Raw genomic sequence first — 12,900 nt, forward strand, 5'->3', positions numbered from 1 at the left:
TTGGTGTGTTCTGGGCAGAAGTGGGAATATGGATATGGGAAATATCAACCTAAGTATACTAGGTCTTGCGAACGGCGTTATAGTGATCGACGCTCAAGGCCAAGTTAGACGTTTGCCTCCGGGCGAGCAACCAGCTGCTAGCGACGTCATTGTCACTGTCGAAACAACTGAAGAGAGCGTGCCAAACGTTTCTGCACGGTTTGTCGATGACCAAGGTCAGCAAAACGTGATAGACACTGATGATGCGATCGCTCAAGTTCAACGTGCTATTGAAGAAGGGTTTGATCCAACAGAATTGGGTGAAGAGTTTGATGCCGCAGCAGGTGAGCAAGGCTCAAGTCTAATCAACAGCGGTAGGATTGAACGTACAGGGGCTGAAACTCTGGCTTCAACAAACTTTGAAACTGACGGACTTGAATCTCAAGGGCTGTCCGAAACTCAAAGTATTGCTCTTTTCGATATCATTGCTCTTGCGCTTGTTTCAGGTGAAACCAACGTTATTGAGTTTGAACAGGATGAGCCTATTGAAACCGGGGCGCTTTAACCATTGACGATCCGGACGTTACCTTTATCGCCAAAGATGCGGAAGGCGAAAATGGGTTCGGGTCTTTTGTCGTTAATGAGGATGGCTCGTGGACATTCGTGGCTAACAGTCCATTTGATGAACTTGCTGATGGCGAGCAAATTCAAGATACGACGACAGTGCAAACCTCCGACGGTGGCGAACAAGTCATCACCGTCACCATCATTGGTACTGATGATGCGGCAGTGGCTACCGATGACTCGGGCAGTGTGACTGAGGACATTGATGTAGATGAGATCACCAATCAATTAGTGACGTCTGGTCAGATCGTAATTACAGATGTAGACAGCGACACTCCTACCTATTCAGCTGACGGTGAGTTTAACCTCGTAGGTTCAACAAACGAATCACAGCTAGGCGTATTGAGCATCGACCCTGATGGTGCTTGGACTTACGTAGTTAACAACGACGATGTTCAGTACTTGGATGACGATGAATTCGTTACTGAGGTTTATACCGTGACAGCCAGTGACGGTACCACTAGCGAAGTGACTATCACTATTAACGGTGCCGATGATCCATCTGACATAACCGTTGGTGAAGGTGATTCAGACACAGGAGAAGTGACTGAGGATGTGGATGTTGATCAAGAGAGCAACAACTTAGCGACGTCAGGGACGCTAACCATCACCGATGTCGACGATAACGACGTCGCTGCTTTCGAACCAAACGGTGTGTTTAACCCAGAAGGTTCGACCAATGATACCGCTCTGGGTTTTTTGACCATTACCGATGGTGGCGAATGGACTTACGTCGTCAACAACGATGATGTGCAATACCTTGACGACGATGAGTTTGTCACCGAGGTTTACACGGTTACTGCAATAGACGGAACCACGAGCGAAGTGACCATTACTATTAACGGTGCCGATGATCCGTCCGAGATTACCGTAGGAGAAGGTGACTCAGACATGGGTGAGGTGACGGAAGATGTCGATGTTGACCCGGAGAGTAACGACTTGATGGCGACGGGAACACTGACGATTACCGATGTTGATGCTAACGATGTCGCGGCTTTTCAACCAAATGGTACGTTTAATCCAGAAGGTTCGACCAATGATACCGCGTTGGGTATGTTGACTATTACCGACGATGGCGAATGGACTTATGTGGTAGACAACGACAATGTGCAATATCTTGATGACGATGAGTTTGTCACCGAGGTTTACACGGTTACTGCGATTGATGGAACCACCAGTGAAGTAACCATCACCATCAACGGTGCTGATGATCCATCCGAAATTACTGTCGGGGAAGGTGACTCTGATATGGGTGAGGTGACGGAAGATGTCGATGTTGATCCGGAGAGTAACGACTTGATGGCGACGGGAACACTGACGATTACCGATGTTGATGCTAACGATGTCGCGGCTTTTCAACCTAACGGAACGTTTAATCCTGAAGGTTCGACCAATGATACTGCGTTGGGTATGTTGACTATTACCGACGATGGCGAATGGACTTACGTCGTCGACAACGATGATGTGCAATATCTCAATGACGATGAATTTGTCACCGAGGTTTACACGGTTACTGCGATTGACGGAACCACCAGTGAAGTGACCATCACCATCAACGGTGCCGATGATCCATCTGAGATTACGGTTGGGGAAGGTGACTCTGACGTGGGAGAAGTGACAGAGGACGTCGATGTCAATGAAGATACCAACGAACTCTCGGTGTCTGGTACTTTAACGATTACTGACGTCGACACGAGTGACATGCCTGCATTTAAACCTAATGGCGTGTTTACCCCTGTTGGATCTACTTATGCACTTGCACTAGGTATGTTAACGATTACACCTGAAGGGGCATGGAGTTATGTCGTTGATAACGATGCGGTTCAATACTTGAACGATGACGACACGGTTATTGAGCGATATGTCGTCACCGCCATCGATGGTGTAGAGCATGTTATCGAGATAACAATCAATGGTGTCAATGACGCACCTGAAGCGACCAGCTTTACGGTCGTTAATGATGAGGATGCGATTATACCTATCCTCTTCGATTCTGAAGATGGCGGCATGCCAGATTACATCTCAGATATAGAAGATGATCATGACGACATTCCACTTAATATTCGGATAGAAAGTTTGCCAACCAACGGCAGCCTTTTGTATACCGATGAAAATGGCGTCACGAGAGAAATTGTGCAGTCTGACGTCGACAACGGTGTGTTGTTTGTTCCAAACAATATCAGCTTCGTTGCCGGGCCAGGAGAAATGTTTGAAATGGGCTTCAGTGGTGACTCTGACGATATGCCAGAGCTCATTGATGGTTTCTATAATTGGGGCGTCGCGATGTCACCAACCGAGAGACTTATTACCCTAGATAACGGCAATACGATTACGGTTACGATTGAAGACAACAATAATAAACCTTTGAAACAGTATCAAGGTGAACAGTCTCATGTCGGTTTTGGTATTGGTGATACCGATGGTAGAGGTATGAACAAACAGGAGACCTTAGTCCTCGATTTTACGAATAACCCATTAGGGGTCGTTGATTTTGGTTTAGATGGTTTGGGTGGTTCATTTAACACCAATAGTAATGTTTATGTTGAAGTACTCTATACCTTTGCTGATGGTACAACGCATACAGAGCAGTATCAGAAAGACCCCGGAGACACCGGAAATAGCCAACTTCTTTATGATTTTAGTTATTCATCACCAGATAATCCGATCGTTGGAATGGAGTTGTCATCGACAGGGGGCAGTTGGGAGTTACGCTATGTCCAAGGTAACGAGGCGGTAACTGAAGACCCGCAGTTTGATTATGTCGCGGTCGACTCTAATGGCGCAGAAAGCACGGTAGAGACGGTCACCATAGATATCGAAGAACCGCAGCAATATAACGTTATTAGTGCAGCGAGTAATGAACCTTTGTATGCCGAGTCAGGCAACGATCTGCTGATTGGAGATAGCGGAGACAACATCTTCACTTGGCTAGACTCTACGCTCGACAATGGGACCGATATCATTAAAGACTTTGAGCTTTATACGGAGGGCGCCGGTGATCTGATTGACCTAAATGATCTACTTGAAGACCCACAAGATGAAACTCAAATGGCCGAGCTGCTTGGCATGATTGAAGTGTCTGTTGATGTAGACGATATCGCACTATCGATTCCAATCAATGGCGGCAGTGATACTCAAACCATAGTGGTTGAAGGTATTGCAACGGAAATGGGAGCTTCGGTTGATCTCGGCAATGATCTTTCGGTGCTAGCCGAGTTAATCAAAAATGATGCTGCCTAGTAGGATCGTGAAATGCTTTGAACTTTAATGTAATGAAAGCCTCCGGTTTCGAGGGCTTTTTTGTGTCTACTATTAACCTAAAAAAAACACCGTGATCTTAGATAAAAAAAAGCCCAAACCAACGCGGTTTGGGCGGATACAAGTATAGGAGTTAATAAGGAAAATGCAGTAATTAAGAAAACAGTGAGAAACAAGTTTGACGGCCTGTTAAACATCTAAATACTCTGTTTTCTACTTAATTTACGACCCTCGATTATCATTTCAGTTCCCCAAAAAATTCATTAATTTTCTCTTTTTAATTAAACGCGTCTCTATTCAATCGCTTAGAACGTAATGCTTATAACTGGTACGACCAATTTGTGAAAATGTGATGTTGCTTGCTTGTTAAATAAATGTTCTAAGCGTATATTTCAAACAGTTGTTTAATACGAGTGATTGAAATGGCACCAAGAAGTACAACCAAAGACAAAATCTTAGATGTGGCTGAAGGCTTATTTGCTGAGCACGGTTTTAATGACACCTCTTTACGCACGATAACGAGTAAAGCCAATGTCAATCTTGCTTCAGTGAACTACCACTTTGGCGATAAGAAGACTCTGGTTCGTGCGGTACTCAATCGTTACTTAGAAGCATTTATGCCAGCATTGCAAGATGCACTAGTGAACTTAAATTTGAACGAAACGTATTCTATGAGTGACGTGTTTGAGTCTTTAAGACAGCCACTAAGGGCACTCAATGATGTAAGGCCAAATGGTACGAGTCGATTTATGTTACTCATCGGTCGAGGCTATACAGATGTGCAAGGTCATTTGCGTTGGTTTATTACTACTCGTTATAGCGAAGTACTGACTTTGTTTACCAACTCAGTAATGAAAGCCAACCCCAACCTCACTCAAGAACAGTTATTTTGGCGATTGCACTTCACCCTTGGGACTTGTGTTTTCACCATGGCGTCTAGCCAAGCTCTAATAGAAATTGCAGAGAATGACTACGACACAAAGATAGATGCTAAGGCAGTGGTCGATATTCTCATTCCATTTTTGGCCGCTGGCATGTCAGCAAAAGAATAAAACAATAAAAAGCAAAATATTCACAAACAATATAGTGAACAAAAGGATCTGAACTATGAGCTCTCTAAGACAAAAATGGGTAAGTGACCCAGCTTTTAAACTCTTTAAAAAAGTACTACCACCACTATCTAGCACCGAGAAAGAAGCGATGGAAGCGGGTAGCGTGTGGTGGGACGGAGAGCTGTTTTCTGGTAAACCAGATTTCACTAAGCTTCACCAGTACCCAAAACCTCAGCTGACAGCAGAAGAGCAATCGTTCATGGATAATGAACTTGAAACTTTGCTCGCTATGCTAGATGACCACAAAATTGTGAAAGAAGACCGAGATCTTCCAGAGGAAGTTTGGAACTTTTTACGCAAAGAACGTTTCTTCTCGCTAATTATCGCGAAAGGGTACGGCGGCCGTGAATTTTCGGCGCACGCCAACTCTACAATCGTAACTAAGATTGCAACGCGTAGTATCAGTACCGCGGTTTCGGTAATGGTTCCAAACTCTCTTGGCCCTGGTGAGCTACTGTCTCACTACGGAACTCAAGATCAAAAAGACTACTGGCTTCCACGTCTAGCTGACGGTACAGATATCCCTTGTTTCGCACTAACAGGCCCTGAAGCAGGTTCTGATGCGGGTGGTATCCCTGATGTCGGCACTGTGTGTATGGGCATGCACGAAGGTAAAGAGACACTAGGCATCAAGCTTAACTGGAACAAGCGTTACATTACGCTAGCACCAGTGGCAACGGTACTTGGTTTGGCTTTCAAACTGCACGATCCAGAAAAGCTACTGGGTGACAAAGAAGACATTGGTATCACTTGTGCGCTTATCCCGGCAGACCACGAAGGTGTTGTGATTGGTGAGCGTCATGATCCACTTGGTCTTGCGTTTATGAATGGTCCAACACGCGGTCACGATGTATTTATTCCTATGGAATGGCTAATCGGTGGCGCAGATTACGCAGGTAAAGGCTGGCGTATGCTGGTGGAATGTCTGTCTGCAGGTCGTGGTATCTCATTACCCGCACTGGGCACGGCGATGGGCCACCTAACAGCGAAAACGACCGGCGCATACGCTTATGTTCGTAAGCAGTTCGGTATGTCGATTGGTAAATTTGAAGGTGTTGCAGAGAGCTTAGGCCGTATTGGTGGTTTAACGTATCTATTAGAAGCGACTCGTACACTGACAACCACTTCACTGGATATGAAAGAGAAGCCGGGTATCGTAACGGCTATCGCGAAGTATCACATGACAGAGATGGCTCGTACTATTCTGAATGACTCAATGGATATCCATTCAGGTCGTGCAATTCAAGATGGCCCAATGAACTACTTGGCTGCGCCTTACCTAGGTATTCCAGTTGCTATCACAGTAGAAGGTGCGAACATTCTAACTCGTAACCTGATGATCTTCGGTCAAGGTGCGACACGTTGTCACCCATACGTATTGAGCGAAATGGAAGCGGCAGCGAACCCAGATGAGAAGCAAGGTGCAAAAGACTTTGATAGCTTGTTGTTCAAGCACATCTCACACGCAACTAAAAACACGTTTGGCGCGTTTGGTGCAGCACTTACTGGCTCTAAGTTCATTAAAGCCGACATGAGTGGTCCAACGAAGCCTTACTACCAAGATTTGACTCGCTTGAGCCGTGCGCTTGCAGTGAGTGCGGATTTCGCAATGCTGACGCTAGGTGGCGAACTGAAACGTAAAGAGCTTATCTCTGCACGTTTGGGTGATGGTCTAAGTTACCTATACATGGCGTCTGCTGCACTTAAGAAGTATGAAGATGAAGGTCGCCAACAAGCTGACCTAGACTACGTACACTACGCGGTTCAACACTGTTTCCACAATGCGGCTAAGTCGTTACAAGAAGCGTACCGTAACTTCCCGAACAAGATGGTTGGTAAAGTACTTAAAGGTCTAGTTTTCCCTGTAGGTAACCACTTCGAAAAACCAAGTGATAACCTAACAGTTCAACTAGCAGAAAGCTTGATGACTCCGGGAGCACACCGTGAACGTCTGACTCACCTTTGCTACATCGGCAAGGAAGAGGATGATAGTGTTGGCCTTATGGAGAATGCTTTCAATGCGATGTACAGCATCAAGCCTCTGGAGCGTAAGATCTTCAAAGCAGTGAAAGAGGGCAAAGTGGCTCGTAAAGGCTTGTTGGCAGACAAACTGGCTCAAGCACTTGCTGCTGACGTTCTGACACAAGTAGAAGTCGACCAAATTGTTGCTGCTGATAAACTGCGTTACACAGCGATTCAAGTTGATCACTTCAGTCATGACTTTAGTGAAACTTTGACGCGAAAAGAGTTAAAACCTAAGCTAAATAGCGTTGCTTAGATAACGAAATGATAAAAGGCACCTAATAAGGTGCCTTTTTTGTTTTTGTCGTAGAAGTCGCAATAGAAGCGTTAACAAATGGTGACTTAGTCGGCAAATATCAGTTGAGTGCTCCAACCACTTGCATTTTCACCACATTTTTACAGAAATTAGATGCCATTTGCGCACGAAACTCTTATCCTTAACCTGATTTTTTAAGGAAGTTGAATATGATCATCAAACCTCGAATTCGCGGATTCATCTGTACTACAACACATCCAGTCGGTTGTGAAGCTAATGTAAAAGAACAAATTGCTTACACAAAAGCTCAAGGCCCAATCGCAAATGCACCTAAACGTGTACTCGTTGTTGGCTCTTCAAGTGGCTACGGCTTGTCTTCACGTATTGCGGCTGCATTTGGTGGCGGCGCTTCAACTATCGGTGTTTTCTTCGAGAAAGCCGGTACTGAGAAAAAGCCGGGCACAGCTGGTTTTTACAACTCAGCAGCGTTCGATAAGCTAGCTAAAGAAGAAGGCCTGTATTCAAAAAGCCTTAACGGCGATGCTTTCTCTAACGAAGCTAAACAGAAAACAATTGACCTGATCAAAGAAGATCTAGGTCAAATCGATATGGTTGTGTACTCACTGGCATCTCCAGTGCGTAAAATGCCAGAGACTGGCGAAGTGATTCGTTCATCTCTTAAACCTATCGGCGAAACGTACACATCTACAGCGGTAGATACAAACAAAGATGCGATCATCGAAGCAAGCGTTGAGCCTGCTACTGAAGAAGAGATCAAAGACACTGTTACTGTAATGGGCGGTGAAGATTGGGAACTTTGGATCAACGCACTTTCTGAAGCGGGTGTTCTAGCTGACGGTTGTAAGACTGTTGCTTACAGCTACATCGGTACTGAGCTAACGTGGCCAATCTACTGGGATGGCGCGCTAGGTAAAGCTAAGATGGATCTAGACCGTGCAGCGTCAGCGCTTAACGAGAAACTAGGCCAAACTGGTGGTACTGCGAACGTTGCTGTTCTTAAGTCAGTTGTGACTCAAGCAAGCTCTGCTATTCCTGTTATGCCTCTTTACATCGCTATGGTGTTCAAGAAGATGCGTGAAGAAGGCATTCACGAAGGTTGTATGGAACAGATCTTCCGTATGTTCAGCCAACGTTTATACAAAGCAGATGGCAGTGCAGCAGAAGTTGATGAAGTGAACCGTCTACGTCTAGACGACCTAGAACTTCGTGATGACATTCAAGAGCATTGTCGTAACCTATGGCCTCAAATCACAACTGAAAACTTAAAAGAACTGACTGACTACGTTGAGTACAAAGAAGAGTTCTTGAAGTTGTTCGGTTTCGGTGTTGACGGTGTTGATTACGAAGCTGATGTAGAGACAGCTGTTGAATTTGATGTAGCTGACATCTAATTCACAAATCAAATAAACGAAATAGGAGCTCATTGAGCGCCTATTTTTTTTGTCTATAGTTTGAGGAAAGTAGTATAGAGGTGTGGAATGAGAAAAGAGATTAAGTAATAAAAAATGCACTAACTCAACGATGAATTAGTGCATTTAAAATATCTAATCTATAACGCTGAATAAACTAGCTAATGATAATGATAAAGGTACCCGCTAAGGTCATCAATATATTGGCTATCGCGTACGTACCCGCGTACCCCAGAGCTGGGATAGTTGAACGAGCGTGGTCATTCACTATGTCCATCGCCGGAGCACAAGTTCGTGCGCCAATGATGGCTCCAAAAAGAAGAGCTCGGTTCATCTTCAGTGCGTAAGCGCCGACTAGGTAAGCGAAGAATACCGGCAGTACACTCACGATAAGTGCTATCCCGATAACTTGCGGACCCACTTGGGTCAAATGCTCAAATATCTTACCACCAGCGCTCAAGCCGATACCGACCATAAAGAACATCAAACCGAGATCTTTGACCATATTCAACGCCCCTTGAGGAACGTAACCGAAGGTAGGGTGGTTCGCTCGTAAGAAGCCAAGCATGATGCCCGATAGAAGAAGACCAACTGCATTACCTAAACCAAATGAGACTTGGCCGAATGTCATGGTGATCAAACCAAACAAAATACCCAGAATGAAGAAGCTACAGAAAGCCGTCAAATCGGCCATTTGGCTGTGAATCGAGATGAAACCAATTTTTTCTGCAAGGCCGTGAACACGGCTCTTTTCACCACTCACCTGCAGTACATCACCTTTAGAAAGTACGATGTTTAAGTCCATCGGCATTTCAATTTGAGCTCTTACTACGCGATTAAGGAAACAGCCGTATTCGGATAAGTTTAAGTCAGATAAACGCTTACCCGCGATGTTGTCGCTTTTAACGACGATCTCTTCTTCAACGATTCGTAGATCGAGAAGGTTACGGTCAAAAACCTCTTTGCCGTTTCGGAAACTTGGATCAAGACGAGCGTGGCTGTCAGGGAAGCCAACTAATGCGATTTCATCGCCTTCTTGCAGAATGGCATCGCCATCAGGGTGGGCAAGAATACCATTACGTCGAATCCGCTCGATGTAGCAACCAGTTTGGCGATAGATGCCAAGCTCACGAAGGTTCTTGCCATCAGTCCAGGTAATTAGCTCTGGTCCCACACGATAAGCTCGGATAATGGGTAAGTAAACCTTACGCTGGCCAGAGGTGCCTAGGCCGCGCTCTTGAGCTATTTGTTCTGCAGAGTCGTGTAGGTTTACTTTCTGAAGCTTTGGAATAAGGCGGGCAAACATAATCATACTGATTAAGCCGACTAAATAAGCCATCGCGTAACCTACAGAGAGGTTTTCTATAACCAGACCCAGGTCCATGTTTCTTGGCACTTCAGCTAAACCTGAATTGAGTGCATCTTGCGCACCAACTAATATTGGTGTTGCAGTTAGTGCTCCCGCCATCATGCCGGCGGAAAGTCCGAAACCAAGACCTAAATATTCGCTGCAAAAATAAGTAAGGGCAATAGCCGTAGAAAGTACAACGAGGCTAAGAATGAGGTAATGCTTACCGTCTCTGAAGAATATACCGAAGAAGTTGGGGCCAGCTTCAATACCTACACAGTAAATGAAGAGCATGAAACCAATCGTGAGAGCGTCGGCGTTAAAGGAAAAGCCAAGATGTCCCATGATAAGAGAAGTAATCAGAACACCGATTGAATTTCCTAGTTGGAGACTACCGAAACGAATTTTACCAATGGCGAGGCCAATAGATAACACAACAAAAATGAGAAGGATGGGGTTTTGTTTTAACAGCAAGACAACGTCGATATTCACAGTGATTGCTCAATAATTAGCGTGAAACACAGGATCAGTTTGAGGAATGAATTGTATCTAAATATAAATAAATTATAAGTGCTATTTTCAATTTTATTCGATATTGACCTTAATCTTACTCCGGTTGAAAAATTGTCATAAAAAAGCCCGCTGCAATGAGCGGGCTTTATATCAATCATACAGTCTAACTGTTTTATCTATCAGCTGTTTAGGCTTTAGCCTCGATTTTCGTTTGAGAAATTCCAGCTTAGTCGAAAAGACCTAGGTTTTCTTTTGCGTATGCTTCAAATTCTGTGCAGCCGCCAATGTGATCTTGGTCGATGAAGATTTGTGGAACTGTGTCTACAGGTTTACCAACAGTCTTCTCTAGGTCAGCTTTGCTGATGCCTTCAGCGTGGATGTCAACGTAACGGTAGTTGAAGTCATCGCGTTTAGCTTTAAGAGTTTCAGCATGCTCTTTTGCGCGAACACAGAATGGACAAGCAGGGCGACCAAAAATAACTACAAACATTTAATTTCTCCTAAATACGGGATGAGGCTCGTTAACTCATTTATGTTAACTATTCTTTTATGAATGCCACTCAAAATTTCTTAAAACCAACTATGCCTCAATGGCATGGGGAAATAAAGATGGAATTGCCTCTTAATACGATAGGTTTTGCCTATCAGCGCAAATATTAATCATAAAAGGCTAGAGTCTTGTTTACTGGCCACTGTCATCGTGAATTCCCTCAATATTAGTATGTGAATTACCCCTAAGATTGCAACTTTAGTCGATATTTAGTGCGACAAGTTGCACTTTGTCAAAAAAATCAAACGCAGAACGAGGCATCCTTTATCTAGGTATGGAACCATATTCTGTAAGCAGTCTGAAGTAATGATGTTTTAGTGCATTCGTATTTGGGGTGCCGAGATTGTGTTGTAAATACGAAAATCGAATTTCAAATGTGAAATCCAAGAGACCAATTTCCTAAAAACCAAGAGTTCGCAGTTTTGTTCGGTCATAGACGCAGGAGGCACCATGTTTCAATTTATGACATCTACAAAGATCATCTTTGGTGATGGAGCACTCTCCGCTTCATTGTCTCTCTTTAATCAATACGGTTACAGCGTGCTATTGGTGACTGGCAATACATTAGAGCGCACTTCAATAGTCACTGACTATCTCGATGCACAGAGTATGCGTTATCAACACATTGCCGTATCCGGTGAACCTAATATCAAAATGGTTGAGGAGGCTGCTATTTCTGCACGTCGATTTAAGCCAGATATGGTTGTCGCTATGGGGGGCGGTAGCGCCATCGATATGGGCAAAGCGTTAGCCGCGGTTTTACCTAACCAAGGTAGTTTGTATGACTATGTTGAAGTCGTTGGGCGTAATGTCCCTCTTAAAACCAAACCGCTTCCGTTCATTGCGATTCCAACCACAGCGAGTACAGGTGCAGAAGTCACTAAAAACGCGGTGCTGAAATCAGGGCAAGACCAAGTGAAAATCAGCCTTAGAAACCCAGACATGCTGGCTGACGTTGCGATTGTTGACCCAACCCTAACTCATGGTACGAATCTGTATTTATCGGGGCGAGGTGCTATGGACGCATTTACCCATCTAATGGAAGCCTATGTGTGCGGTGAACCGAACCCACTGACTGATATGATCTGTGAAGAAGGCTTACGTAAGCTGAGTGGTTCTGTCATTCAGGCGTGTATCTACGATGAACCTCAAGCGCGTTCTGATCTCGCGTTTTCCTCTATGTTAGGGGGAATAGCGATAACTAACGCCAAACTTGGCGCTGCGCATGGTTTAGCTTCTGCGCTAGGTGGCAAAATCTCGGCTCCTCATAGTGTGATAACTGCACGTTTAGCACCATTTGTGATGTTAGAGAATATAGCTGCTGCGAAGGAGCAGCAGAGGAGTGACATCCTAGCGCGTTATCAGCGAATTTCTCAGATAGTGACAGGTAACGTAGAAGCAACAGAGGAAGAGGCAATTTCTTGGTTGTCTGAAGTGTTGGATACGCTCAAGCTTCCAAGCTTACTGGAATTTGGTGTCTGTGAAGCCCAGTTTGATGAGGTGTCTGCCGACGCGCTCAAGTCGGTGGCGATTAAAGGGAACCCTTTACCGCTGAACCAAGAACGACTCGTACATATTCTGAAGAAGGTTTGCGAGAAGTGTGGTTGTGTAGAAGGGCATCATGAGGGAGCTTCAATGAATCAAATTGAGCAAGAGCCTGCCGCCGAGTCGAGCTTTACCATTATCAATTCTTATGCGTCCGAGAACAGCGTGGTTGAGAAGGGCAATAGCTGGACTATCTAACAGTCTTCAATCTGCTCTTGGCATAACCAGACACAGTATAATCAATCACAGCACAAACCCATTTA

6 protein-coding genes and 1 pseudogene are annotated in these 12,900 nt (G+C 44.7%); 5 read left to right on the forward strand and 2 right to left on the reverse strand.

Annotated elements, in window-relative coordinates; genetic code table 11:
* Positions 1-34 precede the first annotated feature (34 nt).
* From AB6D80_RS12835 to fabV, 4 genes and pseudogenes are all read left to right on the forward strand, one after another.
* A pseudogene (locus AB6D80_RS12835) lies at positions 35-3,843 on the forward strand (VCBS domain-containing protein).
* Positions 3,844-4,283: 440 nt separating this feature from the next.
* Positions 4,284-4,913: a TetR/AcrR family transcriptional regulator gene (locus AB6D80_RS12840; RefSeq protein ID WP_041472843.1), complete on the forward strand. Its 630-nt coding sequence runs from the start codon at positions 4,284-4,286 to the stop codon at positions 4,911-4,913.
* 55 nt (positions 4,914-4,968) lie between these two features.
* Positions 4,969-7,251: an acyl-CoA dehydrogenase gene (locus tag AB6D80_RS12845; RefSeq protein WP_017101462.1), complete on the forward strand. Its 2,283-nt coding sequence runs from the start codon at positions 4,969-4,971 to the stop codon at positions 7,249-7,251.
* Positions 7,252-7,460: 209 nt separating this feature from the next.
* Complete coding sequence (gene fabV / locus AB6D80_RS12850; protein ID WP_009847071.1) at positions 7,461-8,663, forward strand: enoyl-ACP reductase FabV; 1,203 nt, start codon at positions 7,461-7,463, stop codon at positions 8,661-8,663.
* A gap of 175 nt (positions 8,664-8,838) precedes the next feature.
* On the opposite strand, the gene AB6D80_RS12855 is transcribed toward fabV, so the two are convergent.
* Together AB6D80_RS12855 and AB6D80_RS12860 are read right to left on the reverse strand one after the other, a co-directional pair.
* Positions 8,839-10,521, reverse strand: a complete 1,683-nt coding sequence (locus AB6D80_RS12855; RefSeq protein ID WP_012604238.1) for an aspartate:alanine antiporter — start codon at positions 10,519-10,521, stop codon at positions 8,839-8,841.
* Between the two features lie 247 nt (positions 10,522-10,768).
* Positions 10,769-11,032, reverse strand: a complete 264-nt coding sequence (locus AB6D80_RS12860) for a GrxA family glutaredoxin (RefSeq protein WP_009847069.1) — start codon at positions 11,030-11,032, stop codon at positions 10,769-10,771.
* A gap of 510 nt (positions 11,033-11,542) precedes the next feature.
* Between AB6D80_RS12860 and AB6D80_RS12865 the strand changes: the two genes are divergently transcribed.
* Positions 11,543-12,835, forward strand: coding sequence for an iron-containing alcohol dehydrogenase (locus AB6D80_RS12865; protein ID WP_017101463.1), 1,293 nt, complete (start codon positions 11,543-11,545; stop codon positions 12,833-12,835).
* Positions 12,836-12,900: the final 65 nt, after the last annotated feature.

The sequence above is a fragment of the Vibrio sp. 10N.247.310.17 genome (assembly GCF_041466605.1).
GTDB lineage: Bacteria > Pseudomonadota > Gammaproteobacteria > Enterobacterales > Vibrionaceae > Vibrio > Vibrio tasmaniensis_A.

Coding starts and splice junctions, on each gene's coding strand:
- AB6D80_RS12840 (WP_041472843.1), top strand. CDS start 4,284: ATGGCACCAAGAAGTACAACCAAAGACAAAATCTTAGATGTGGCTGAA.
- AB6D80_RS12845 (WP_017101462.1), top strand. CDS start 4,969: ATGAGCTCTCTAAGACAAAAATGGGTAAGTGACCCAGCTTTTAAACTC.
- fabV (WP_009847071.1), top strand. CDS start 7,461: ATGATCATCAAACCTCGAATTCGCGGATTCATCTGTACTACAACACAT.
- AB6D80_RS12860 (WP_009847069.1), bottom strand. CDS start 11,032: ATGTTTGTAGTTATTTTTGGTCGCCCTGCTTGTCCATTCTGTGTTCGC.
- AB6D80_RS12865 (WP_017101463.1), top strand. CDS start 11,543: ATGTTTCAATTTATGACATCTACAAAGATCATCTTTGGTGATGGAGCA.